Origin of the sequence: Peribacillus sp. FSL E2-0218 (assembly GCF_037992945.1) — a bacterium.
GTDB classification, from domain to species: domain Bacteria; phylum Bacillota; class Bacilli; order Bacillales; family DSM-1321; genus Peribacillus; species Peribacillus simplex_B.
On sequence record NZ_CP150304.1, the window covers coordinates 3,120,645 to 3,145,423 of the forward strand.

Below are 24,779 nucleotides of genomic sequence, written 5' to 3' on the forward strand. Positions count from 1 at the left end.
ATCGGGTTTTCCCCGCTTTGTTCCATCACCTTGAACCGAGACCTTTCATGAGTTGATTGCGTATCCAAAATTGAAACCAAGCAGCACTAGTGGAAGACTCAAACTGAATAATGACGGAGTTCAACGTCCACATTGTTCAAGCCATAAAAAAAGTAGACAAACTCGATTTTTCATCGAGTTTGTCTACAATGTGAGGACGGCCCTAAGGCTGTCTTTTGCGCAGATTCCAATTAAGCTTGAAGCGTTGGCAGCACTTCTTTAAACGCATTGATAACGGTATCGACTTCATCCAATTGAATCGTCAATGATGGCTCAATCCTAATCGTTTTGGAATTAATGAGCGTACCTGCCACTAAAATTCCTTTATCAAACAAGGCTTTTGAAAATTCATAGCCCACTTCGTCTTTATGGAACTCAATACCGATCATCAATCCTTGGCCGCGAATTTCCAAGACCTTGTCTTGGTGCTCGTTTGCCACTTCCCTTAAACCATTCAAGAAATATTCACCCACTTCTGCAGCACGCTCCGGTAATTTTTCTTCCAAAAGAACGTCGATCGTAGCTATGGCCGCAGCGCAAGCGAGTGGATTTCCGCCAAACGTCGTCGTGTGCATGAATGGATTGTCAAACCAGCTTTTAAACACTTTTTCATTGGCAACGACTGCACCAGCCGGCATCACCCCGCCGCCAAACGCCTTAGCCAAACAAATAATATCCGGAACAACATCATAGAGCTCGGAAGCGAACATTTTACCAGTTCGGCCCATACCAGTCTGGACTTCATCCAATATCAATAATGCATCATATTCGTCGCACAATGCCCGAACCTGTTTTAAATAATCTTGCGGAGGCAGGATGACCCCGCCTTCACCTTGGATAGGTTCCAACAGCACGGCAGCGACATCTTCACCGACCAGAGCACAACTTTCAAACGTTTTTCTCATCATATCCACATCACCGAACGGAACATGGCGCACACCTGGTATCAGTGGGATGAATGGTTTTCGGAACATGCCCTTCGCTGTGGCCGAAAGGGAACCAAGGCTCTTGCCATGAAATGATTTCGTCGTGGAAATGATCGTGAAGCGGTCACTATACATTTTAGCAAGCTTAAGCGCAGCCTCCACGCTCTCCGTCCCGCTGTTCGTAAAGAAGGAGTATTTAAGATCTCCCGGCGTGATATCGGCAAGGATCTTGGCTAGCATTGCCCGCAAAGGGTCAAGTAAGTCCTGGCTATGGAGGGCTTGTCTTTGCAATTGATCCGTGACTGCTTTCACGACTTTAGGGTTGCGGTGACCAACATTATAAATCCCGAAGCCCCCTAAACAATCAATATATTTCTTTCCATTTACATCCGTAAAGCAGGAATCCTGATCTGACCACTCAACAGCGGCGAATTGCGTGTCTTTTGTCACCGTCTTCCGATATTCCAAAAACCCAGGGTTTACATGATTACGGAAGTTCTCGACCGTTTCCCTCGTGACCCATTGGGCATCCTCTTTTGAAATTTCCTTTTGTTCGATTAATTGAAGCACTTTTTTAATATAGTCTTGAGTTTCCGATTGGGTAGCTTGAGTTTTTTTGCTTTCAACATTGATAGACATGTAATAATCTCCTTTTTGATAACTGTAGTGGTTGGATCATTTTAAATATTTCTGGTGAGATGTTAATGCTTACCTCCCTTTTTGCTTATATATATATAATTAAGCAAGAAGCATGCCAAGTTAAAAATCCTATGAATATCGTCATTTAGGTTAGAATCCCCTCCGAAACTATGCGAAAATGCATAGCTCTATTTCGGTTTGCATAATCGCCTGTATATTTGCATCTTCAAGAAAAAGCCATGGGACAAGCGACTGTAAATCGCTTGTCCCATGGCTTTCATTTAATAGGCATTTTTTTCGATTTTCCTGCTTTGTTCAGCCAGGACCTTTTGATACTTCCTGCTTACGGAAGATTGACTTATCCCTAGCGCTTTTGCCGCTTTCGTCGTCGTTTTGTACTGTTTCATGGCGAGCATGATCAGTTGCTCCTCGACGTGATCCATCGCTTCCTGAAGAGGCAGGATTCGCGTGATGATTGGTTTCGTTTGTTTAAAACCGCTCCCGACAGGAATGAATCGTTGGATGAAGTCGGCATCGATCATCTCTTCATCAGCAGAAACAACCAACCTCTCGATCATGTTCTGCAATTCCCGGATATTACCGGGCCATGTATACACCTCCAGGATGTTCAAGGCATCAGGGGAAAAGTGGTAGTTCCGTTGATACCTTTCATTCAATTTTTGGAGAAAATGAAAGGCAAGCGGCGGTATATCCTCTGGCCTTTCCCTTAAAGGCGGGACATGTATCGGAATGACATTCAGCCGATAGAACAAATCTTCACGGAACGTTCCCATTTCGACCATTTTTTCCAATCCTTTATTGGTGGCAGCAACGATTTGAACATCGATCGGGATCGGTGTCGTACTTCCAATCGGAATCACTTCCTGCTCCTGAAGGACACGCAGCAGCTTGACCTGAAGATGGATCGGCATGTCACCCACTTCATCAAGGAACAAAACGCCTTTATTGGCCTGTTGAAAATAGCCGACTTTCCCGTTTTTATCCGCTCCGGTAAAGGACCCTTTCGTATAACCGAACAATTCACTTTCAAGAAGGTTTTCCGGTATTGCGCCGCAATTTATCTTCAGGAAGGGCTGCTTCGACCGCCTCCCCATTTTATGAATGGCCTCGGCTATCACTTCTTTCCCAACCCCCGATTCCCCATTGATCAGAACGGTAGAGGAAAAATGAGCGATTTTCTTGATTTGGCTGATGATCTGTTCCATTTTAGGACTGGCAAAAATCAACTCTTTATAAAATTGATCTTGCTTTTTGAACGAATCCAATTCTTTTCTCATTTCATTCAATTCCGATTTCAATTGCGTCGTTTCGGTAATATCCCTTGATGCAATCACGATTCGTTCGATTTCCCTTTTTTCATTGAATACAGGCGTTCCGACGGAAAGGACTTTTTTATTCATTTTCGTATCTTGGACAATCGATACTTTCTTTTTTTGTTCAAGGACAAGACGGGTCACAGAAGGATTGAAAATCCCTTCATCCTCCAACTGCAAGAGATTCTTTCCGATATAATCCTTTAAATCCTTACCCCAAAAACCGGAAATGATGCTGTCACTATAACGAAGCAGCTCCCCTTTTTGATTAACGACCAGGATTTCATCATAAATATTCGCTAAAATGGCATTCAAGTCTTTATTTGAACTTTTTATCAATTCTATTTCCATCGCCATTTCCTCAACCATCGGTAAATCCTGAACGATGATGATCAGGCCTTCCACTTCTTTAGCATGGTTCAGAATCGGGCTATAATCGACAAGTACACTCATGACATCAGTGATTTCCAGCTGATTAAGAATACTGCCCCCGCTTGCAAACACGCTATGTATATGCTCTTTATTAAAGATGGTCTCAGCTGGTTCATTAAGAACCTGTTCAGCAGGCTTCTTGATCATTTTCAGGCCCGATTCATTGAAATTCACGATATTTTTTTCTTTATCCGCGACAAAGATCCCCATCGGAATAGAAGTTAATATGACCTTTAACAGGTCCAGGTTTTGTTTGCTGTCCTGCTTGAATAATTCCGCTAACACATCTTCCCTTTTGACATAACCGGTAAGCATGCCATCGTCGGTCTTGATCAGGACGATTGGTTCGCCAATAATTTGAAACAGTAGCGGCAAGGATATGTTCGGAGGCAATTTACAGACATTATCAATCGATAAGGCATACTGTAAAAGCTGTTCGACTGTTGTTATTCTTTCATTTAACGGCAAATCATCCATGCGGATATAGGCAAACACCTGATTATCCTTCATTAGAAAGAAGAAAGGTTCCTGTATCTCATGAATGTTTTGCTCTGAAAGTGCTGGCTGATCGATCGTGATCGTTATGAATGGTCTAATTTTATCATCCGGAATGGATAACACAGTTTCACTCCCCTTAAAGTAACCTAGTCTATATTTTAACATAATTCTGAATTGCTAGATAAAAAATAACCCATAACTTTTGATACCTCTTACACCTGTGCCTATTCAAGCCATAAGAAAAGGGCCATCCGCTGGCCCTTTTCATCTAAACGGACGACATTTTCAATCTTCCTCTCCCTATGATATGGAGAAGGAGATTCCTGTTGCAGCCATTATCACCCTACCTGGTCAATCGTCATAATAATCAGTAAACTGAATCGTTGCGTCTAGGGCCAATAATTTCCTGGTACGCCTTTTTTGGTTTAAGCGACCACACCATTTCCTCTACATGCATGCACGGAAGCCGCTTACCAAATTCTTGATCCAAAAACGAATAGGACATTGATATGAACGCTGCTGCTGAACGTCTTAAATGGGAACGGCTGCCTCCCTAATCAGGAAAGTCGATTCACTGTGCCTCTTCAAAACTGAATAACGGAGGGGATTCCGTAAACCATTTCGTCCGGTAAGAAAGATACACGATCCCTATCCCTGCCCAGACTGTCCCCAGAATCAAGGAGCTCATTTCAAGATTAAGCCATAGGATGAACACCGATGCCCCGCCAATAATAGGGAGCAGCATATTGGCAAGAAATCCTTTGACCGTGTGAAAACTTTTGTTCCTGATGGCATGGACGATTACGCAAATATTCACGAAGGTGAAAGCCATCAGCGCTCCGAAATTGATCAGCGATGTAGCCGTAACCAGATCAAGGAATAAGGCAACCAGCGAAATGGCTCCGACAAAGATGACATTAAAAAATGGCGTATTGTATTTTGGATGGACAAATCCGAAAAGCTTTTTTGAAATCATCTGGTCGCGCCCCATCACATATAACAACCTTGATACACTGGCATGTGAAGCAAGACCGGAGGCAAGGGTGCCGCATAGTGTGCCAGCAAGGAATATCGATTGGAATAGCTTCCCGCCTACGAAAAGTGCTATTTCCGGGGAAGCTGCTTCCGGATCATTGAAACGGGAAACATCGGGAAAGAATAGCTGGGTGAAAAATGCAGCTGCCACAAATAAAACCCCTCCGATGAGAGCCGTCAAAAAAATGGCCCGCGGAATCGTTTTGGCTGGATTGGGTGTTTCTTCCGATAATGTCGTGACAGCGTCGAACCCCAAGAAGGAAAAACAAAGGATCGTAGCACCCGCTATGAGCGTCGACGTTTCCAAATGAGGTCCGATGAACGGCTGAAGCGAGGAAACGTCTCCGGTACCTTCACCATGCATGACCCCCTTGATGACAAGTGCCACGAAAATGATGATGACGAGAATTTGAAAAAAAACAAGGAAGCTATTGAAGTTTGCAGCGAAATTTACATTGAATAAGTTAATTCCAGTCATTAACAAGACAAATGCCACCACCCATATCCATGGGGCTACTTCCGGAAAAAGTGCCGTTAAGTATATTTTTGTTAAAATCGCATTCACCATCGGTAAAAATAAGTAATCAAGCATCGATGACCATCCGACAAGGAAACCTAAATGCGGATTGATCGTTTTTTGTGTATACGTATAGGAGGACCCGGCCTGAGGATAAATTTTCACCATTTTCCCATAGCTGGCTGCCGTAAACAGCATGGCCACCAAAGCAATGACATAAGCGGTCGGCACATGTCCTCCCGTTAATTCGGAAACGATCCCGAATGTATCAAAGACGACCATCGGCGTCATGTACCCAACACCAAGCAAGACGATTTGCCATAAGTTTAAAGACCTTTTCAGTTTACCTGTTTGCATGTATCATGCCCCTTCCCTTTTTTTCGAGAAAAATCGACCAGCTTCTCCGTTCATTTCAAAAAATTTCTTGGTTATATTACACTCAGCAATTTTCATACCAAAAAAAATAGTCGCTATTTAACAAAAAATAAGGAAATATAGAGAATGTTTCATGCAAACTTGAATAACCTATTCATTTTTTCATACTTTCAGGGAAGTTTTTTTTCCACAAAAAAAGCAGAAGATATTAAGATATCTTCTGCTCATTTGACTAAATCCCCCGTGCCGAGGTCAAATTACTAGTTTACTTTCGTTGCATTGTATGCTGATACATGGCAAGACGCATCATCGAATGCCTAATTAATTGAAATTCTTTTATGAAAGCAGCAAAAAAAGGGAAAATCCTACTGCCTGTTATCCAAAATGTTGTATAGTTCTTCCATTTCATTCGTTTTTGAACGATTCATCAAAAGGTCAACTGCACTTTTCACTTCTTTTCCATTGAATAAAACATGGTACAGGGCTTCAGTAATCGGCATATTGACTTCGTATTTCCGGGCTAGCTGGTAGGCGGCTTTAGTGGTTCTGACCCCTTCGACCACCATTCCCATGCTTTCCAATACTTCATCCAGTTTCTTTCCTTTACCAAGCATATTCCCTGCTCTCCAATTTCGGGAATGAACGCTTGTACAAGTGACGATCAAATCACCTATTCCAGCTAATCCTGAAAAAGTAAGTGGATTGGCACCCATGGCCACTCCTAAACGGGAGATTTCTGCCAAACCACGGGTCATTAAGGCAGCCTTTGCATTATCACCATAGCCTAACCCGTCGGTAATTCCTGAAGCCAAGGCAATGATGTTCTTCAGGGCTCCGCCAATTTCAACACCAATCAAGTCGGGATTCGTATAAACGCGGAAATTGTTGTTGATGAAAAGATCCTGAGCTTTTTCTGCCGCCTTCATATTTTTTGAAGAAACGGCAACTGTCGTTGGATGACGGAGACTGACCTCTTCCGCATGGCTTGGTCCCGAAAGAACAACGATATCCTTCAGCCAATCCGGAGAAGAGACTTCTTCGATCATTTCAGAAATACGCAGCAGGGAGTCCGGTTCGATCCCCTTACTTACATGCACAACTGTCAATGGTTTATCATGGGCCGCTTCGATCTGCCCAAGAACTTCCCGGTATGCTTTGGTCGGCACAGCCAAAATGATCATTTCAATTCCGACCAACGCTTCCTTGATGGAAGAATAGCCTTTAATCCCTTTAGGCAATTCAATCCCAGGCAAGTATTTTTCATTCGTATGATGTTGGTTTATTTCTTCAATTTGCTTCGGATTATGTCCCCATAATCTCACTTCATGCTGGTTATCAGCTAATACCATCGCTAAAGCAGTGCCCCAGCTACCTGCACCAATGACTGCGATGCTTTCTTTTGCTTTCACCATTGTATGACTCCCTTTACTATTTTCTTTGGCGCCCAAAAATCCGAATTGGTGTTCCTTCGAAACCAAAGGCATCCCTAATTCGATTCTCTAAAAATCTTTCATAGGAGAAATGCAATAACTCAGGATCATTAACGAATACAACGAAAGTAGGCGGCTTGATCGCTACCTGGGTCGTATAGTAAATTTTCAAGCGGTTCCCATTATGGGTTGGCGTAGGGTTCATCGCCACGGCATCCATGACCACTTCATTCAATACGTTTGTCTGAACTCGAATGGCATGATTCTCACTAGCCTGATCGATGACCGGAATCAATGTATGCGTCCGCTTTTTAGTCAATGCAGAAAGATAGATGATCGGCGCATAATCCAGGAATAGGAAGTGGGCACGGATTTTTTCTTCAAAATCCTTCATTGTCTTTTCATCTTTCTCGATCGCATCCCATTTATTGACGACGATGATGACCGCCCTGCCTGCTTCATGGGCATAACCGGCAATTTTTTTATCCTGCTCGCGAATGCCTTCTTCAGCGTTCAATACGACAAGAACGACGTCTGAGCGTTCAATCGCCCGTAACGCACGAAGTACGCTGTATTTTTCCGTACTTTCATACACTTTCCCTTTTTTCCTCATTCCAGCGGTATCAATGATGACATACTCTTTACCGTTATATTTATAAGGAGAATCGATCGCATCACGGGTCGTACCCTCAATTTCACTTACGATAACGCGATCTTCACCCAGCAATGCATTGACCAATGATGATTTGCCTACATTCGGCCTTCCGATCAAGCTGAATTTGATGACATCGTCAGCATAATCCTGGCCGCTGAAATTAGGGAAGTGCTTCGCTGCTTCATCCAGCAAGTCTCCGAGCCCAAGTCCGTGTGACCCGGAAATCGGGAATGGATCCCCAAAGCCTAACGCATAGAAATCATAAATTTGATCTCTCATTTCTGGATTATCAACTTTATTAACCGCAAGGACAACCGGCTTTCTCGACTTATAAAGAATTTTGGCTACCTCTTCATCAGCAGCCGTAACCCCTTCACGGCCATTCGTCATAAAGATTATCACATCGGCTTCATCGATGGCAATTTCAGCCTGCTGGCGAATTTGTTCAAGGAACGGCTCATCACCGATATCGATTCCGCCTGTATCAATAATGTTAAAATCATGTGTCAACCATTCACCTGAACTATATATCCTGTCACGTGTCACTCCTGGAACGTCTTCGACAATCGAAACCCGTTCTCCCACTATTCTATTAAAGATCGTCGATTTACCTACGTTCGGACGACCGACAATCGCAATTACCGGTTTTGGCATTGCTATTCACCCTTTCTGCTACTATATCTCTGTCAAAGTCACGAAATCCAGGAATGCATGCACTACTTGCATTGCATTATTGTTTTTCATTATTTCCTACTTCAAGGAAAAGACTGTATCCATCATCATATAAAGGAAACTTCCATCAGGACTACATGCACAACTGATGATCAGTTAAACGTATCAAGGATTTACAGGCAAGTTCGTTCACTTTCTTTACATGAACCGACTGCATGCTAAAACATGATTATATACAGCCCAAAAAAAATGAAGAAAGCTCTCAAGCATGTGCTTCCTTATTAATTGCTTAGAGCACTTTACGATTTATCTACAGACCTCTAACTACCCTATAGTACCAAATTTCGCGCCAATCAACAATGATTGTATAAATAAAAGCCTCCCATTCCAATTTACTCCATTTAATAGGCATCATTGGGATAAAACACGAGAAAGGATCCTCCTCCCCTTGTTCACTGATTGAAGTTCTCTTTTCTCTGTTTCGATAAAAACCTCGATTGGGAAGCTGAATATACATATTGGCCAACAAGCTCCAACATCCGCCAAAGTACGTTTGCTCCCAGAATCAGGGCTGCATCATCATGCCAAGCGAATGCCAAGGCCACATATGGGAAAGAGTGATAAACCAGTAAAACAGAATATATGATATCCCCCATTATTAAACCAATTAAAAGGGCAAACAAGCGATGTTTCCAATTTTTAAAAAGTAATAGGATAAGATAATTCAAAAAGAGGCACAAGAGGTAGGAGGGGTTGATAATGAGCCATATCGGGTCTAGCAAAGAAAAAAGTTGAAAACTTGCATAGGCGAGCGTAACGATAAGACAGCCGCTGATCAACTCCATGATTTTGAAAATCGATTGCTTCCTGATATACACACACAGTATTAAGAATAGGTAGAGTCCGCTCACATGCATGGAAAGCAAGGAAATCTCCAACTTATATCCAGCTAATAGCATGACTGCCAACAGATGAAACAAAAAATCAAACCGATATGGCACCGTTTTCGGAATAAAAAACATGACAATGACCCAAACTATCCAAGACAACCAATAAAACAATATTCCATCCATACAGCATCCCCCTCTAGGAAACATTATGGCTCATTTTTTTAAGGTATAAACGTAATGTCCTGCAATTATTGGGGCTTTCTAAGCATTCCATTCACAATTCCGTTCGGTCATTTTTAAATTAAGGAGGTGGAAACATGGGCAAAGATCGCCAGGAGAAGAAGTTGAAACAAAGTAAGCGGGTGGAGTCCGATAGGGATCAATCCTTGAATCATAAAGGGGCCACGAGTATGGAAGGCCCCGAAGAGGCACGAAAAAGGAATAGCTAGGCATATATGAACGAAAAAAAGAAGCATCTCAAAGCTCATTCCCATTGAGGTGCTTCTTTCTATGGCTATCATCTTGCATAGGCGGAGCAATCGATTCCCCTTTGCGTTAACCAATGGTAGGTATTTCCTGAAATGATCATTTTCGATTTCCTTAATTCGCCGATATTTCGGCAGCCGAGTGCAGTCATGATGATTTTTATATCTTCATGTATGTAGGTTATTTCTTTAATTAATTGTACAAGGCCCAACTCTTTATGCAACTTGAGAAAATGACCGGCCAAACCGACCCCTCTCGCTCCTAAAGCGAGGCATTTTGTGATTTCCAGAGAATTACGGATGCCGCCGGATCCAATCACCGAAAGTTCAGGTGAAACTTTAACCGCTTCCACAATCGAAGCAGCCGTAGGAATGCCCCATTCATTAAAGTATCCGAGTACTTTCGCTCTTCTTTCATTCTCGATTTTAGCAAAGTTCGTGCCGCCAAAACCGCCTACATCAATGATTGAAACACCAACGGAAAGCAATTGATCCACCGTTTCCTTACTCATTCCAAAACCGACCTCTTTTACAATGACAGGAATTCCGATGCTGCTAGTGATTTTTTCTATTCTTGACAGGGTTCCGGAAAAATCCCTATCTCCTTCAGGCATCGTCAGCTCCTGTATCGTGTTGATGTGAATCTGCAGGGCATTTGCCTGAATCATGTCGCTTGCTCGCTTCGCTTGGTCTACAGTTGCTTCACCGCCAAGATTGCCAATCAGCACACCGTCGGGATTCTCCTGTCTGACCACTTTGAAAGATGCCTGCTGGGCAGGATCCTTGATTGCAGCCATCTGCGAACCGACCGCCATGGCGATTTTCGTTTCCCTTGCAGCTATGGCAAGATCACCATTCAATTTTTCCGTTTCAGCGCCCCCGCCTCCGGTCATGGCATTTATAAAAATTGGCGAACTTAATTCAAGTTCGCCAATTTCTGCTGTGAGGGTCACGTTATTCAAAGAAATTCCTGGTAAGCTTTGGTGAATAAACGAAATATCTTCCAGTCCGGAGTTATGCTGCTGACCTGTTTTTAGCGCAAATTCTATATGATCTAATTTTCGTTTTTCTCTCTCCAAGGCTATCACCATTATTATCTTATTTTAGTTTTTTCAATTGATCCCCAATCATTTCACCTAGCTGAAAACCCTTTGTTTCTTCAGGAAGTTCATAGTTTGATGTGTTGTAATTAGAGGACTGAGGTTCTTCAAGTTCTTTTATGCTCAATGATAAACGCTGTTCCGTTTCATTGACATCCAAAACCTTCACCTCGACGGATTGCCCTTCCTTCAGTACTTCCTGTGGTGTGGCAATATGTTTATGCGATATTTGCGAGATGTGAACAAGCCCTTCTACCCCAGGGAAAATCTCGACGAATGCACCGAAAGAAACAAGGCGCTTGACGATTCCCGATTGTGTAGATCCTTTTGCTGCCTTATCGGCAATGCCTGCCCACGGTCCTGGAAGGGTATCCTTGATGGAAAGCGAGATCCTCTCATTATCACGATCAATGGAAAGCACCTTCACTTGTACCTTATCGCCTTCGGAAACGACATCGGACGCTTTATCGACATGCTGGTGTGAAAGCTGGGAAATGTGGACAAGGCCGTCCACGCCTCCGATATCGACGAATGCCCCAAAATCGGTGATCCTTTGGACGACACCCTCAAGCACTTGCCCGCTTTCAAGATTATCGAGTACATTTGCCTTTTGTTTTTCCTTTTGATCTTGGACTACCGCACGATGTGAGAGAATTAAGCGATTCTTGTCTTTCTCAAGCTCAACGATCTTGAATGTTAAAGTTTTGTTTTTGTAATCAGAAAAGTCTTCAACGAAATAGTCTTCTACTAGAGAAGCCGGAACGAAACCACGTACGCCTAGATCCACAACAAGTCCGCCTTTGACGACATCTTTCACTTCTGCCTCAAATACGTCACCATTTTCAAACTTCAATTCCAGGTCATCCCATGCCTTTAGTGCGTCGATTTTACGTTTTGATAGAATGAGAGCTTCTTCTTCCACTTTAATAACTTCAAGCTCCAATACATCCCCTTCCGAAACGGCATCTGATGCCTTTTCGACATGAAGGCTGGACAGCTCACTGATAGGGATGATTCCATCAGTCTTACTGTTCTCAACATCGACAATGACCTGCTTTTCTTCTACCTTTGAAACGGTTGCTTTCACTTGATCCCCAACTTTGTAATTGTTCACTTCTACCTGGTTCATATCTTCTGTCATTACTAACTCCTCCTTAACCCATGACTGATCAGCAATCTTCCTCTTCATCGGCCACATATTTTATTTAAGTGGTTCAATAAAAACACTTTCCTAATAAAGATAAAAAAACAGTTTTTTTAGAATAATCAGGTTATATCCTTTTTCATCGCCAATAAGGAACATTGCCCCCTATTTTATAAATTCCAACAAAATCAGAAAATTGTCAAGTATGAAGAACTATTTATGCTCGGAAATCAATTTCCCGATACGGTCCATGATGATCTTTGTCGCTTCATCGGCTGAAATCTTCTGTTCCCGATATTCGTTGAAATCGATGGGAGGACCGTAAACCACCTTCAATGGCCGTAAAAACTTATAGGGGCCGATGATTGCACAAGGTATGATCACGGCATCAGATCGCAATGCGAAAAAACCAGCACCTGCCAAGCCTTCTCCCAATTCACCAGTTTTACTTCTGGTTCCTTCGGGAAACAGCCCGAGGACCTTGCCTTCCTTCAGAAGCTTTAAACCCTTCCTGAGCGATTCCCGGTCACTGTTGCCCCGCTTGACCGGAAAAGCATTCACCCTAGGTAATATACCCTTTAAAACAGGAGCTTGAAACAACTCTTCCTTCGCCATGAAATGTATATCGCGAGGTGATGTCATGCCAACTACGGGCGGATCCAAATTATCAATGTGATTGGAGCAGATCAAGACACCGCCCTCTTTAGGGAAATGTTCCTTTCCTAAGGTTTTAACCCTATAAGCAGGCGTTAAAACGCCTTTTACAACGTTTTTGGCAAATGTGTAAAAATCCAATTTATCTTTTCCTCTCTTCTATTAAAGACATGATACTTTCGGCCACCTCTTGAATTGATAAGGAAGTCGTATCGATTTCGATGGCATCCGCTGCCTTTTTCAAGGGCGATACTTCACGTTCGGAGTCCAGCTTATCCCTTGTTGCAATTTCTTCCCTCAGCTTTTCGATATCGGAAGGGAAACCTTTCACTACATTTTCCTGGTGTCGCCGTTGGGCCCTTTCCTCTACAGACGCAATCAGGAAAACCTTCACTTCAGCGTTTGGCAGCACATGCGTGCCGATATCCCTTCCATCCATGACGACGCCGCCGTTTTCGCCAAAGATTTGCTGCCTGCGCACCATTTCTTCGCGAATGCTCCGGTGCTTCGCCACTTCCGATACAGAGCCAGTCACTTCATTGTTTCTGATTTGGGCTGTCACGTCCTCATGATCCAAGAATACCAGCTGTCCCTTTTCACTCGTCCTTAATTCTATTTCCGTATCGATGAGCACTCCAAAAAGAGCTTGTTCATCATTGAGGCGAACCTGTTGATTAAGAGCCTTAAAGGTAAGGGCCCTGTACATCGCGCCTGTATCCACATATATGTAATTGAACTTTTCTGCGACAATTTTAGCAACCGTGCTTTTTCCAGCCGCAGCTGGCCCATCGATTGCAACTGATAATTTTTTTTCCATAAATCCTCCCAAGAATCCTACAATCATGCTGATTAGTTATTACACTTTCATTTTATCACAAATGGCTGGAAAATCATTAATAAAAGGAAGCGTACAATCAAAATCCCCTATGAATCCTCCCACCCCGATAGTTTTCCGATCATCGCAACTCCTCATACAAAAAAAAAGCGGATCACCGCTTTATTTTGTAATCCCATTGAACGTTTCAATGATTTTCGTATAATTATTGCTGGTAACGCCTTCATATTTCGAAAGCTTGGTCAAATCAAAGATTTGGTCCTCCCTGCTTAATAGGAACTGGAATAAGAATAAGCAGGCCAATTGGATGAGAATCACTTTAATTAATATTCTTTCAAATGTTTTCATGCTCCGCCCCTTCCATACTGATTATATTAGCAGTATGGGTGGAATCGCCGGTTTTCATTCAACCCCGTCATGCGTACAACCCTTTTTTCTTTAAATCGACCTGCTTTTCAAAAATGAATCGCATTAATGTTTGTACATCATTTTTTGACGGCTCAACAAATTGGACATGCAAAAGCATATTGCCAAGATCCTTCTCCGTCACTCGGATGACTTTGCTTTTTAAACGTAAGTAATGGATTTCCCCCGATTTAAGCGTTAGCACCAGCCATAGGTATATCTGTGAAGCCGATTGGATGGTTGCCCCTTTCAAAAGCCTTATCGATGCTCCGCCGGCACTGATATCCTCCGTTAATGCTCGAAAGGGGGTAAACTCGGCATGCTCAGGATGGAGGGCAGCATCAAGCGTTACATCCTGACGAACGTACTGCCTTCGTTGAATTTTCACAAACGTGTCCAAATGGGGCAGGGAGAGCTGTATCATCGGTATCCTGCCTTTCACTTTTCCCAGGACTTCGGAATCAAACATATAAACCGCCTGCTCCTCATTTGAAAACGTGACGTTCAGCTGAGTCCCGTCCATCAGGAAGGCAATTTTTCCAGTTTCTAAATGGATGGGAAAATCTATATAAACAAAACCAGGCTCCATCTCGACAACCATACATTTGAACTTTTCCTTCTGGGCGGAGTACTTTTGTTCGAGCATTAATATATCACCAATTTTAATCATCACGTTCCACTTCCTTCATGATGTAATGGAATTTGGTTAACGAAATCCCATTGCCCATCAAATTTCCCATTTAATCCAAAAATCGTTTCTATTATTATGTCATGAAATGAGAAAAAGGGAAAGTGACTAGGCACATTTCCCCATTTAAAATCGAAATTAGACATACAATCAGATTAAATTTTCATATACGGGCTCCGAATTCTTCAATTTTTCCACTTTTTCTTCTTGACCAGTATCGGCATTAATGAAAATACGGTATGTATCTTCCTTAATCGTGCCAAGAAATTCATAACAGAGAACCTCTTTGCCGATATCATTGATGATCAGCGCCTTACCCTCTTCCATGATCTTAACATTTTGATTGATTTTATCCCTTGCTTCTTTCGCGGGTATCTTTGGAGTTCCGATTTCCCTCGTTTTATGTGATCTTAAATACTCATCCGCCGAGAATCCGATCACGGCTCCGTCATCCAAGGCGATCTTCACCTTGACTGAATCCGGATAAATCTTGACCCCATTCTCTGATGACACGAAATTCAGCAAAGCGATGTTATCATACTGGGCACTTTCAAAGAGTTCAAGCGAACTGAAGTCATGTTCTTTAAGAAATTCCGCCGCTTTTGTATAGGCTTGATTCAAATCAATATTGGTTTTGTTCACATCCCTATTGTTGATATACCAAATCGGGTAACCGCCTTTTTTTGTCAAATCCATATTCAATTCGCTATTGGAATCTTTATTCAGGATGCTGACGCTATAAAAGCCATAATCAGAACCTTTTCCATTTTCCTCCACATTCACTTCCACATTCCCGCTTTTTGAATGTGCATATCTCTTCGCAGTCTCGATCGCTTCTTTTTTAGTGATCGTTTTCCCCTGCAAATTCTTGAAGTTTTCATCCCTTTGTTGGGTTGAGGTGAAGGTCGGGTTCATTTCATTCGCTTCCCCATACCCTGAAACTTTTTTCTCCACGGTCTTTAGTCCATCAATGATCGTGTTATCCGAATTTTCCTTTCCGGTCGCTAGGGCCATTTCAACATCCATCCATCTTAAATGGTTTTTAAGGACGAGATATTGAACCTTCCTCAATTCACCCTGGATATCTCCTGCCTGTGCATACAGGGATTGTAAAGTCGAATATTCCTGATCATTCAATGGTTCTTTTTCAAGGTCACGTACAGCTGTTTTATAACTGAAATCCGCAATCTTCGATAAAAATTCTTCCGTCTTATTAAAAGGAAGCAGGGTCAATGGCAGCTGCCCGACATCGCTTTGTGCTTCGGAAGTGATGCGCCATACATCCGTCAGTGCTGGGCTTAATGAATATCGTGAATTCATTGCCAATGTACCGCCTACCTTATCGTGCAATAAATCTACTTGGTAGCTTAAATCATGAAAGGCTCGCTGATAAGTGTTTTCCGCATTGATTAAGATTGCGTTTTTTTCCTTATGTTCTTGATAGCCCCAGAATGCAGTTCCTCCAACACCTACAACAAGCAGGGCAATGACTATATTCCTGATCATGTACCTTCACCTCTTTACTTACAAAAGATATGTTTTCCGATTTTTTTAATTTGCGGCCTCGACCAAATCCATTTGCTTGTTGCCGTTTCAGGATTAAAGTAATATTCGGCATTGCCGCTCGGGTCCCATCCATTAATGGCATCCACGACAGCTTCTTTTGCCCGTTCGTTCGGGGTCAGCCATATTTGCCCATCCGCAACAGCCGTAAAGGCTCCAGGTTCAAAGATCACGCCTGAAATCGAGTTAGGGAAAGCAGCGCTTTCGACCCTGTTTAAAATGACCGCTGCAACGGCCACCTGTCCAGTATACGGCTCGCCACGCGATTCTCCATAGACCGCATTGGCCATCAACTGTATGTCATTCTGCGAATACCCTCCAGGAAGATTGGCTGAAGTGCCTGGCTTTGCAGGTTCCTTGCCTGCATTGGCGTTTCCTCCACCTGACTTGGAATCATTCCCATTGCCTTTCACCTTTACCTGCTTATCAATATCTACCCCGCCATAATAAGTGAACTCGTTCCCTTTATTAATCTGATCGTGGACGAATTGTTTATTGAAGTTGGAGGCATTCGTCAACTTCTTTTTTGTCGTGGTGCCTCCAAGGCCATCGACCGGCAGCCCGAAATCTTGTTGAAAGTTTCGGAGTGCCCAATAAGTGCCCCATCCATAGACCCCATCAATCTTTCCATGATAGTAACCGATGTTTTGCAAGCGTGCCTGAAGTTCGATGACATCATCTCCAACCGCACCTTTTTGAATGATTTGGCTCGAAAAGGCATTTGTTCTTGTTTCCGGGTAAATTCCGAAACCTATTGTTATACACGAAAACAGCAAAAGCCATTTCCATTTTGACGAAATTCCTTTCATCAAAAACACTCCTCTTTTTCTTGAATTAATGTAATTCTATTTTCTTCTTAACTGTCTTTTTTATTCCAATCCATAAAAAAAACGGAGCGGGCAAAATATGCCAGCACTCCGTTTTGATAATAATGGTCATTTACTTATAAATTGATTCCGGGACAGTTTTTCTGCATGGAAATCTGATAATAGACGGGCCTTTTTCACTTTTTTCATCCCTAACCACCAAAGGTAGATCATAAAGGGCATTATGAAGTATATCCAAAATTTCTGCGACACTAAAATATAGTCATACACGCCATGTAATGCTATCGGGACGATCAATGCCAAAAATAAATAAAATCTATTATTTGAGGATGAAAATTTCGCCTTGCCCAAATAGTACCCCATTATGACACCAAACAAGGCATGACTGGATACAGGAAGCACGGCTCTGATAAAAGCATGCTCCACTCCATTTGCCAGCAAATATAAGATATTCTCCATCGTGGCAAATCCCAGCGATACGGCCGCACCGTACACGATCCCGTCATAGGGTTCATCGAAGGCTACATGCTGGTAAATAACATAAATGAGGATGAACCACTTGAAGAATTCTTCAAGCAATGCTGCCCATAAAAAAGCATTTGCTAAGTCCGTATTCAAAATATGCTCCGTTTCAAGCACATACTGTATGAACATGATCGGCAAAACGAGAAAGACGCCGAATAAAAATGTTTTGACCACAACCGATATCGGTTCGGTTTCATATTGATCCTTCAAATAAAAATAGCTGAGAAGCGCCAATCCTGGCGCAATAGCCGCAGACAACATGACCAGCATTAGCTGACCCTCTTTTCCTCTTCTTTTCCTTAATCGTACCACGTAATGCCGAAAAACTGAATCCAAGAATCGAGTCTTCCAGCATTTATTTTAACGCGTCAGTACTTAAAGAAGGTTTCATCTACTGCGTTTTCACTTGCCAGCACGACAGCCAACTTGATTCTTGCCTTCTTGCTATCATAATCGGCACCCAAAATCACGCCGCGCTGCTTCAAATCAAAGGCGCTGCCTTCATAATCATAGGCTGGGTAAACCTTGCCTTCTTCAGCGCTTGTGGTCATGACGATCGCGATCCCTTGATCGATCGCAGATTGAATCGATTCCACCATCTCCGGCGTAACCTGACCCCTTCCCACACCCTCAAGAACGATCCCCATCGCACCGTTCTGGACTGCCGACTCGATAAAAATCCCATCGGCTCCTGTATGGCATTTGATGATATCCACTCTCGGAATGCGATTTTGGGTCTGATAATGCTCCCTATGTAAAGGTTTTTGATAGATGCTGACGACATCGTTATCAATGATGCCCAAATACCCGTAGCCAAAGGATTCGAACCCTTGCAAATTGGAGGCATGCACTTTTTTCACGTATTTTGCTGAATAAATCCGCTCGTTAAATACGACAACCACACCCACATCCTTGAGAAGCTCGCTAGCAGCACATAATATCGAATTCCTTAAATTCGAATATACATCCGTACCGACTTCTTTTGGAGAGCGCTGTGATCCGGTTACCACAATCGGGCGCCGATCATTATTCGTGATATCAAGGAAATATGCCGTTTCCTCCAATGTATCGGTTCCGTGAGTCACGACGATCCCGGTAACTTCCGGGTCCTCCAACTCCTTCTGGATGGCAAGTCTTAGCTGTTCCATTTTCCCAAAAGACATGGACATGCTCGATATCTGGAAAAGGTCAACCACTTTAACCTCGATATCGTTGGGTAATTCGCAAGTTGAAGCCAATTCCTGCCCGCTTAACGCACCAGAAGCCAGCATTCCGTTTGTCGTTTCTTTACTGGCAATGGTTCCGCCAGTCGTTATTAATGATATTTTCTCCATACTCCTGTAAGCTCCTTTTCATTCCGTTTCATTTTCTTTAACGGTCAAATGATTGGCGATCAAGCCTCCATGGAATCTGCCGTTTTCAATGAAGATTTCGTTAGCATTATTGCCTGCCGCAAGAACTCCGGCAATATAGATTCCTTTAACGTTCGTCTCCATCGTTTCTTCGTCATAATCCGGCCTTCCCGTAACCTTATCAATATTTATGCCCATAGAAGCTAAAAAGGAATGGTCAGGATGGTATCCGGTCATCGCAAACACGAAATCATTTTTTATCGCCTTTTCCTCTTCGCCTACATGATATATGACGCGATCTTCCGTGATTCTGTCGACATTCGTACCAAATTCCATCTTGATTGTTCCATTGCGGACCAATGCTTCGAATTCAGGGAGTATCCAGGGCTTGATGCTTGGGGAATACACGGTACCCCTATAGAGCACTGTCACTCTTGCACCGGATTTGACCAGCTCAAGCGCCGCATCCACACTTGAGTTTTTACCGCCGATCACTGCCACATCACAATTAAAGTAAGGGTGGCCTTCCTTGAAATAATGAAACACTTTCGGAAGCTGTTCGCCGGGAATGCACATATAATTCGGGTGATCATAGTATCCCGTTGCGACAATCACCTGCAAGGCTGAATAGTCGCCTTTAGAAGTCTTGACGGAAAATTTCCCATCTTCCCGTTTCTCCACCTTTTCCACTTTTTCGAATGTATTGACACGCAAATCTTTCCTTCTGACAACCTCCCGATAATAGGCCATCGCCTGGCTGCGGACCGGTTTCCGGTTTTCGATAATAAAAGCAGTATCTCCGATTTCCAATTTCTCGCTTGAGCTGAAAAAGGTTTGATGTGTCGGGTAACGATAAATCGAATCCACCACATTGCCTTTTTCAATGATCAGGGACTGTATTCCCGCGTCTTTAAGCGCGATTGCAGCAGCCAATCCACAAGGGCCCCCACCTATGATAATGACTTCTTCCACATTCATTTTCACTCCACTGCCTTTCCATACACTTTGTAATTCGTTCATCTAAAATAAAAACTCCTATCAATACATGATAGGAGTTTTTACAAATCATTTCAATGATAAAGCAATGAACATGACTTCTTCTATGAGCATGCCTGATTGGAATCTTTTAGATCCAACCGCGGAAGCGTGAAGCTTCAGCCATTTTCCTTACACCGATCATATAGGCGGCAAGGCGCATATCAACTCGTCTTGATTGTGCAAGTTCATAAATATTGTTGAAAGACTTGACAAGGATTTTTTCCAATTTCTCGTCCACTTCTTCTTCAGACCAGTAGTATCCTTGATTGTTTTGTACCCACTCGAAGTAAGAAACCGTCACGCCGCCAGCAGAGGCCAGGACATCAGGAACGAGCAGGATGCCACGATCCGTTAGGATTTGTGTCGCTTCAATTGTCGTAGGTCCATTTGCTGCCTCGACCACGATCGAAGCTTTGATATCCGCAGCATTTTCTTCGGTGATTTGGTTTTCGATTGCAGCAGGAACTAAAATATCACATTCCAGCTCAAGCAACTCTTTATTCGAAATGGTGCTTTTAAACAATTTGGTTACGGTTCCGAAACTATCTCTCCGGTCAAGAAGATAATCGATATCAAGACCTTCAGGATCATGAAGGGCACCGTATGCATCGGAAATCCCAATTACCTTAGCACCGGCATCATGCATGAATTTAGCTAGGAAGCTACCGGCGTTACCGAAACCTTGAATGACGACCCGCGCTCCTTTAATATCGATGCCGCGCTTCTTGGCAGCTTCATTGATGCAAATCGTTACACCCTTGGCCGTTGCAGATTCACGTCCATGTGAACCGCCAAGGACAAGGGGTTTGCCTGTAATGAACCCAGGTGAGTTGAATTCATCCATGCGGCTGTATTCATCCATCATCCAAGCCATGATTTGAGAATTGGTAAAAACATCCGGTGCCGGGATATCTTTAGTCGGCCCGACAATTTGGCTGATTGCGCGAACATAGCCCCGGCTTAGCCTTTCCAGCTCTCGGAAGGACATATTACGAGGATCACAAACGATACCGCCCTTACCTCCGCCGTATGGCAAATCCACGATACCGCATTTTAAGCTCATCCAGATGGATAATGCTTTCACTTCACGTTCCGTTACATTTGGATGGAAACGGATACCGCCCTTTGTCGGCCCTACGGCATCATTATGCTGTGCCCTATAACCGGTGAAGATTTTTACCGTGCCATCATCCATGCGGATTGGCATTTTCACTGTTAATAAGCGCAAGGGCTCCTTCAATAGCTCATAAACTTCCTCCGGGTAACCAAGCTTGTCCAAAGCTTTATGTATGACAGTTTGAGTGGACCTCAATACGTCATGTTTTTCCTCTTCATTTACATGGCCATTGCCTTTTGCCGATTCCATTAAAAGTACCTCCTAGAAAATCTCATCCATATATTAAAATATAATAAACAAATAGTCCTCTTCATGGCTAGTATACACCTTCGTTATATTTATGCAAGAGTAAAAACGGGAAAATTAAAGTTGGAAATATTCAAAAAATGAAACCGTTATCATAGCGATTGTTTCCCCAATCATTTCTCCATCCAGAAGGTGAGGCAAATAAGGCAAATCGCTCGGTTTTCTTCGATGTGCCTTCCTTGCCTCCTTCTTTTTTCCGTTATCTAAAGTGTGAAATCAAAACATCTATCGCTTCGTTTTCGATGATACAGGTTCCATATTCATTGATGCGGCACAGAGTGAGCGTTGAAGCATGGCCATACTCGGCAGCTAAGGAAATGACCATGTCATAAGTGGTATCTTTGACATTTTCGATAAGTAAGTAATACCTGCCCTCATAATGATAAAGGTTACTTTTCAGTAAGCCTTGCATGGATAATCTATGAGATAATTGGACAATATCCTCAAACTCATCAAAAACATATAAAATATGGGGGAAATCGTCGATTTTCACCTGCAAATCCAAGAATTCTTCTTCGTCAGTCAATAATTCTTCTTCATCCTTCGTCACGATGATGATCAGTCCTTGGGCAGGCAAGGAAAAAATTTCGATTGCAATGGAACCACTCATTTTAAAGCTGAGTTCTTCGCACGCTTCTTCGACCATATCCTGAAACAGCTTGTGGACCTTTAAAGAATTCCCTAAAATATCTTCTTTGGTAATACCTCTATCAATTAAATCATCAAGGGTCAAAAAAATCTTGATTTTATTATTAGTTAATCGCTCCAGCTTCATAAAAAAATGCCCCCTGGTTACCATCTTCATACATCATATGAAGCCTTGGTCGCAGGGTGCATATCCATTATACCTAGAGCCATTCCTCCCATTCCGATTGCGTGTCACCCATCAAAACGCCGCAGAAGGCTGCACGCGTTTCTTCGGGTATAAGGCTGAGCGCCGCTCCACCAAGACCGATCTTTAAATCCGGAAAGTCGCTTTTTAACGCCTCAACAAGCTTGAGTGTCGCTTCAAGGTTTTCTTGCTGTGAACATGACATGAATAGGTATCGGGGCTTTATGATATTCAATACTTTAAAAAGGTCTTTATCGGCAACGGATTCCCCCAAATAAATGGTTTCGTATCCCTTACGCTTCAAGAAAATGGTGAAGATCAAAAGACCGAACTCATGCTTTTCACCAGGAGCGCAAACAGCAAGCGCTTTTGGAAGAAAACCATTGGTCGGTATCGTATGCATGACGGAACTGATCCTTGCTTTTAAAATGTTCGAAGCAAAATGTTCGTGAGCGGAGGTGATTTCTCCATTTTCCCACTTATCGCCTATTCGGACCAGTATCGAACCAAGGACATCCACTATCGTATGCTCGATTGTATACATGCTGAAGGCTTGGCTAATCAGCATCTGGGCTTTCGTTTCATTGAAATTCAATAACGCTTCGATCAGGTCATCCGCTAGCTTGATCGTTTGCTCATCCTTCCGGCTTTCCGTTGATCCACTATCTTCAGACCCGGTGTTTTCAAGAAGAGAAACGGCTTGACTTATTGTGAAGCCTTGATTCGTTTTATTGATGAGCCATTTAAGGGTTTGCAGATGTTTTTCTGTATACAGCCTGTGGCCTGACTCATTCCTGACAGGTTCAATGAATTTATAACGCCTTTCCCATGCCCTTAGAGTCCCCGGCTGTATGTTTAGCAGTTTTGAAACCGCCTTTATATTATATTTACCTTCTTGCATGGTTGTACAAGGCCTCCAATAGCTGAACGTTCATTTATTGAAATTATAGTGGATTCTTTTTCGACTGTAAAATCCCGATATGCCGGCTAAACGAAACCTTTAATAGGACTTTTCCATCGCTTCGCCCATTTCAGTCCGTTTCCCCCTCTTCAAGGTGAATAGATGTGTTTCAGGCCTTGCCGCAAGCCTTAAAGGCACAGTGCTTGTCCCGTAACCATTGCTCGTCATATACAAACAATTCCCCTCTTTTTTTATGCCGCCAAGCTGATAAGGTCCATAGCCGAATATACGGATTTGTCCGCCGTGGGTGTGCCCTGACAGAACAAGGCTGATGCGGTGTTCCGGAGTGAGCTGTTCCTTGACCAACGGGTTATGGCTCACCAAAATCCGAAATGGCTCATTTTTGCAATCAGAAAGGGCGAGGTCCAGCCTATCCCGTTCTTCCGTGATATCATCAATGCCCAGAAGAGCAATTTCCCTTCCTTTTGTAGATTCGAATGAAACAGCCGTATTATCGAGGATTTTCACTCCATGTTTCAGAAGCGTCGCATCCAGTTCATGGAAATCTCCTTCATAGTCGTTATTTCCCCATACAAAATAAAGGGGGCCAAGTTCTTTCAATTTCGAGAGGTTCTCTTCCACTCGAGCAAGAGGCACTCCGCCTTCCCTTATATCGCCGCCGATAATCACCAAATCGACCCCGCCGCGGGCACCTGCAATCAATTGATCCGAAATGATCCTCCGATGTAAATCCGATATGAAAAAAATCCTCATGTCGCCAAACCCTTCAGGGAAATCATTGAAATATAAGTCTTGAATAATCAGCCTATCTTGCTTGGCAATTCGCCACATGTAAACGATCAAGGCAAATGCCAGCACCATGATGATAAAAAATAATACAGATAACCATAACATCTATCATTAAACCTTCTTTCCATCCTAAGCCTAAGAGTTACCTTCATGTAACCATAAAATCATGACACCCGCAATTATATATCGTTTAATATGCCCTTATTTATTTTCATGGTATAAATTTATATCAAAATTTTTCTTCATCATTTCAAAAACCTTATGGCGGCTCTTCCATTCATCCTCTTTTTCCCATAGCTGCTTGCTTTTATTTATGATTTCACAGCGAAGGAGCTGAAATTCCTTTTCCGCCTTATCCAGCTTCTTCTTAACCAATACCATATATCCATATAGCCCAATCGCTGCAGCCAAGAATAGGAAATGACTGAAATGGTCGACGAAAACACTGAACATCGTGAAAAAAGAATAAGAATAAGGGACAACAATATAAAGATAAAGATAAATAAAAAGAAAAGCGACAGCAATCATGGTAGCCCATAAAGTTTTTAGGTGCTTCCTTTTAAGCGCCTCGAACTTTTTTTTTCGGTCCACGACATTTTGCAACATTTGCTTTGTTGCTTGATCCGTCTTTTCATCCAATAAAATGATAGTCGATTCCATCTTTTTTTCCTCCTTCACTCTCTCCAAACATGATATGAGTCTGTCCAGGAAAAAATGATAAAGCGGCTATCCATCACATGTTTTTAGCTGCATAT

Annotated in this window: 23 protein-coding genes; 1 reads left to right on the forward strand and 22 read right to left on the reverse strand. The window is 42.8% G+C overall.

The genetic code is table 11. The features are described 5' to 3' along the window. Nucleotides 1–230 precede the first annotated feature (230 nt). From MHI53_RS14970 to MHI53_RS14995, 6 genes are all read right to left on the reverse strand, one after another. Nucleotides 231–1,604, reverse strand: a complete 1,374-nt coding sequence (locus MHI53_RS14970) for a putrescine aminotransferase (protein ID WP_061144295.1) — start codon at nucleotides 1,602–1,604, stop codon at nucleotides 231–233. Between the two features lie 281 nt (nucleotides 1,605–1,885). Next, nucleotides 1,886–3,991, reverse strand: a complete 2,106-nt coding sequence (locus MHI53_RS14975) for a sigma 54-interacting transcriptional regulator (RefSeq protein WP_061144296.1) — start codon at nucleotides 3,989–3,991, stop codon at nucleotides 1,886–1,888. Nucleotides 3,992–4,439: 448 nt separating this feature from the next. Continuing rightward, a complete protein-coding gene (locus tag MHI53_RS14980; protein ID WP_340371656.1) occupies nucleotides 4,440–5,777 on the reverse strand; it encodes an APC family permease in 1,338 nt (445 codons plus the stop codon). Nucleotides 5,778–6,160: 383 nt separating this feature from the next. Then, nucleotides 6,161–7,207, reverse strand: a complete 1,047-nt coding sequence (locus MHI53_RS14985; RefSeq protein ID WP_340371657.1) for an NAD(P)H-dependent glycerol-3-phosphate dehydrogenase — start codon at nucleotides 7,205–7,207, stop codon at nucleotides 6,161–6,163. 16 nt (nucleotides 7,208–7,223) lie between these two features. After that, nucleotides 7,224–8,534: a ribosome biogenesis GTPase Der gene (gene der / locus MHI53_RS14990; RefSeq protein ID WP_061144299.1), complete on the reverse strand. Its 1,311-nt coding sequence runs from the start codon at nucleotides 8,532–8,534 to the stop codon at nucleotides 7,224–7,226. Between the two features lie 470 nt (nucleotides 8,535–9,004). Further along, on the reverse strand, nucleotides 9,005–9,625 hold the full coding sequence (locus MHI53_RS14995) for a hypothetical protein (RefSeq protein ID WP_340371658.1): 621 nt from the start codon (nucleotides 9,623–9,625) through the stop codon (nucleotides 9,005–9,007). 134 nt (nucleotides 9,626–9,759) lie between these two features. Here MHI53_RS14995 and MHI53_RS15000 point away from each other — a divergent pair, with 134 nt between their 5' ends. Further along, nucleotides 9,760–9,891, forward strand: a complete 132-nt coding sequence (locus MHI53_RS15000) for a YpzI family protein (RefSeq protein ID WP_340371659.1) — start codon at nucleotides 9,760–9,762, stop codon at nucleotides 9,889–9,891. Nucleotides 9,892–9,959: 68 nt separating this feature from the next. On the opposite strand, the gene fni is transcribed toward MHI53_RS15000, so the two are convergent. From fni to MHI53_RS15080, 16 genes are all read right to left on the reverse strand, one after another. Next, the gene (gene fni, locus MHI53_RS15005; RefSeq protein WP_340371660.1) at nucleotides 9,960–11,006 is read right to left on the reverse strand and encodes a type 2 isopentenyl-diphosphate Delta-isomerase; all 1,047 of its coding nucleotides are present in this window, start codon (nucleotides 11,004–11,006) and stop codon (nucleotides 9,960–9,962) included. Between the two features lie 19 nt (nucleotides 11,007–11,025). Beyond that, complete coding sequence (rpsA, locus tag MHI53_RS15010; RefSeq protein ID WP_061144301.1) at nucleotides 11,026–12,168, reverse strand: 30S ribosomal protein S1; 1,143 nt, start codon at nucleotides 12,166–12,168, stop codon at nucleotides 11,026–11,028. A 216-nt stretch (nucleotides 12,169–12,384) separates the two neighbouring features. Then, on the reverse strand, nucleotides 12,385–12,966 hold the full coding sequence (locus MHI53_RS15015; protein WP_340371661.1) for a lysophospholipid acyltransferase family protein: 582 nt from the start codon (nucleotides 12,964–12,966) through the stop codon (nucleotides 12,385–12,387). A 1-nt stretch (nucleotide 12,967) separates the two neighbouring features. Beyond that, a complete protein-coding gene (cmk, locus tag MHI53_RS15020) occupies nucleotides 12,968–13,642 on the reverse strand; it encodes a (d)CMP kinase (protein WP_340371662.1) in 675 nt (224 codons plus the stop codon). A gap of 180 nt (nucleotides 13,643–13,822) precedes the next feature. After that, the gene (locus tag MHI53_RS15025) at nucleotides 13,823–14,008 is read right to left on the reverse strand and encodes a YpfB family protein (RefSeq protein WP_061144304.1); all 186 of its coding nucleotides are present in this window, start codon (nucleotides 14,006–14,008) and stop codon (nucleotides 13,823–13,825) included. Between the two features lie 67 nt (nucleotides 14,009–14,075). Then, entirely contained in the window at nucleotides 14,076–14,735 is a 660-nt protein-coding gene (locus tag MHI53_RS15030; RefSeq protein ID WP_340371663.1) for a flagellar brake domain-containing protein, read from the reverse strand. A gap of 168 nt (nucleotides 14,736–14,903) precedes the next feature. Then, nucleotides 14,904–16,259, reverse strand: a complete 1,356-nt coding sequence (ypeB, locus tag MHI53_RS15035; RefSeq protein WP_061144306.1) for a germination protein YpeB — start codon at nucleotides 16,257–16,259, stop codon at nucleotides 14,904–14,906. Between the two features lie 14 nt (nucleotides 16,260–16,273). Continuing rightward, nucleotides 16,274–17,125 (reverse strand): spore cortex-lytic enzyme, encoded by an 852-nt coding sequence (gene sleB, locus MHI53_RS15040; protein ID WP_081092572.1) that lies wholly within the window; start codon nucleotides 17,123–17,125, stop codon nucleotides 16,274–16,276. A 126-nt stretch (nucleotides 17,126–17,251) separates the two neighbouring features. Beyond that, a complete protein-coding gene (prsW, locus tag MHI53_RS15045; protein ID WP_061144307.1) occupies nucleotides 17,252–17,938 on the reverse strand; it encodes a glutamic-type intramembrane protease PrsW in 687 nt (228 codons plus the stop codon). 98 nt (nucleotides 17,939–18,036) lie between these two features. After that, nucleotides 18,037–19,002 (reverse strand): asparaginase, encoded by a 966-nt coding sequence (locus tag MHI53_RS15050; RefSeq protein WP_061144308.1) that lies wholly within the window; start codon nucleotides 19,000–19,002, stop codon nucleotides 18,037–18,039. An 18-nt stretch (nucleotides 19,003–19,020) separates the two neighbouring features. Beyond that, complete coding sequence (locus tag MHI53_RS15055) at nucleotides 19,021–19,998, reverse strand: YpdA family putative bacillithiol disulfide reductase (RefSeq protein WP_340373695.1); 978 nt, start codon at nucleotides 19,996–19,998, stop codon at nucleotides 19,021–19,023. Nucleotides 19,999–20,146: 148 nt separating this feature from the next. Then, nucleotides 20,147–21,424: a Glu/Leu/Phe/Val dehydrogenase gene (locus MHI53_RS15060; protein ID WP_061144309.1), complete on the reverse strand. Its 1,278-nt coding sequence runs from the start codon at nucleotides 21,422–21,424 to the stop codon at nucleotides 20,147–20,149. Between the two features lie 256 nt (nucleotides 21,425–21,680). Further along, nucleotides 21,681–22,256: a genetic competence negative regulator gene (locus MHI53_RS15065; RefSeq protein ID WP_061144310.1), complete on the reverse strand. Its 576-nt coding sequence runs from the start codon at nucleotides 22,254–22,256 to the stop codon at nucleotides 21,681–21,683. 73 nt (nucleotides 22,257–22,329) lie between these two features. Continuing rightward, on the reverse strand, nucleotides 22,330–23,214 hold the full coding sequence (locus MHI53_RS15070; protein ID WP_340371664.1) for a MerR family transcriptional regulator: 885 nt from the start codon (nucleotides 23,212–23,214) through the stop codon (nucleotides 22,330–22,332). Between the two features lie 99 nt (nucleotides 23,215–23,313). Then, nucleotides 23,314–24,129, reverse strand: a complete 816-nt coding sequence (locus MHI53_RS15075; RefSeq protein ID WP_340371665.1) for a metallophosphoesterase — start codon at nucleotides 24,127–24,129, stop codon at nucleotides 23,314–23,316. A 96-nt stretch (nucleotides 24,130–24,225) separates the two neighbouring features. Continuing rightward, on the reverse strand, nucleotides 24,226–24,684 hold the full coding sequence (locus tag MHI53_RS15080) for a YpbF family protein (protein WP_061144313.1): 459 nt from the start codon (nucleotides 24,682–24,684) through the stop codon (nucleotides 24,226–24,228). Nucleotides 24,685–24,779 lie beyond the last annotated feature (95 nt).

What these genes read in the sequence shown, in the direction of transcription:
- MHI53_RS14970 (WP_061144295.1), bottom strand. Translation starts at nt 1,604, where the DNA reads ATGTCTATCAATGTTGAAAGCAAAAAAACTCAAGCTACCCAATCGGAA.
- MHI53_RS14980 (WP_340371656.1), bottom strand. Translation starts at nt 5,777, where the DNA reads ATGCAAACAGGTAAACTGAAAAGGTCTTTAAACTTATGGCAAATCGTC.
- MHI53_RS14985 (WP_340371657.1), bottom strand. Translation starts at nt 7,207, where the DNA reads ATGGTGAAAGCAAAAGAAAGCATCGCAGTCATTGGTGCAGGTAGCTGG.
- der (WP_061144299.1), bottom strand. Translation starts at nt 8,534, where the DNA reads ATGCCAAAACCGGTAATTGCGATTGTCGGTCGTCCGAACGTAGGTAAA.
- MHI53_RS14995 (WP_340371658.1), bottom strand. Translation starts at nt 9,625, where the DNA reads ATGGATGGAATATTGTTTTATTGGTTGTCTTGGATAGTTTGGGTCATT.
- MHI53_RS15000 (WP_340371659.1), top strand. Translation starts at nt 9,760, where the DNA reads ATGGGCAAAGATCGCCAGGAGAAGAAGTTGAAACAAAGTAAGCGGGTG.
- rpsA (WP_061144301.1), bottom strand. Translation starts at nt 12,168, where the DNA reads ATGACAGAAGATATGAACCAGGTAGAAGTGAACAATTACAAAGTTGGG.
- cmk (WP_340371662.1), bottom strand. Translation starts at nt 13,642, where the DNA reads ATGGAAAAAAAATTATCAGTTGCAATCGATGGGCCAGCTGCGGCTGGA.
- MHI53_RS15025 (WP_061144304.1), bottom strand. Translation starts at nt 14,008, where the DNA reads ATGAAAACATTTGAAAGAATATTAATTAAAGTGATTCTCATCCAATTG.
- MHI53_RS15030 (WP_340371663.1), bottom strand. Translation starts at nt 14,735, where the DNA reads ATGATTAAAATTGGTGATATATTAATGCTCGAACAAAAGTACTCCGCC.
- ypeB (WP_061144306.1), bottom strand. Translation starts at nt 16,259, where the DNA reads ATGATCAGGAATATAGTCATTGCCCTGCTTGTTGTAGGTGTTGGAGGA.
- sleB (WP_081092572.1), bottom strand. Translation starts at nt 17,125, where the DNA reads ATGAAAGGAATTTCGTCAAAATGGAAATGGCTTTTGCTGTTTTCGTGT.
- prsW (WP_061144307.1), bottom strand. Translation starts at nt 17,938, where the DNA reads ATGCTGGTCATGTTGTCTGCGGCTATTGCGCCAGGATTGGCGCTTCTC.
- MHI53_RS15050 (WP_061144308.1), bottom strand. Translation starts at nt 19,002, where the DNA reads ATGGAGAAAATATCATTAATAACGACTGGCGGAACCATTGCCAGTAAA.
- MHI53_RS15055 (WP_340373695.1), bottom strand. Translation starts at nt 19,998, where the DNA reads ATGAATGTGGAAGAAGTCATTATCATAGGTGGGGGCCCTTGTGGATTG.
- MHI53_RS15060 (WP_061144309.1), bottom strand. Translation starts at nt 21,424, where the DNA reads ATGGAATCGGCAAAAGGCAATGGCCATGTAAATGAAGAGGAAAAACAT.
- MHI53_RS15065 (WP_061144310.1), bottom strand. Translation starts at nt 22,256, where the DNA reads ATGAAGCTGGAGCGATTAACTAATAATAAAATCAAGATTTTTTTGACC.
- MHI53_RS15070 (WP_340371664.1), bottom strand. Translation starts at nt 23,214, where the DNA reads ATGCAAGAAGGTAAATATAATATAAAGGCGGTTTCAAAACTGCTAAAC.
- MHI53_RS15075 (WP_340371665.1), bottom strand. Translation starts at nt 24,129, where the DNA reads ATGTTATGGTTATCTGTATTATTTTTTATCATCATGGTGCTGGCATTT.
- MHI53_RS15080 (WP_061144313.1), bottom strand. Translation starts at nt 24,684, where the DNA reads ATGGAATCGACTATCATTTTATTGGATGAAAAGACGGATCAAGCAACA.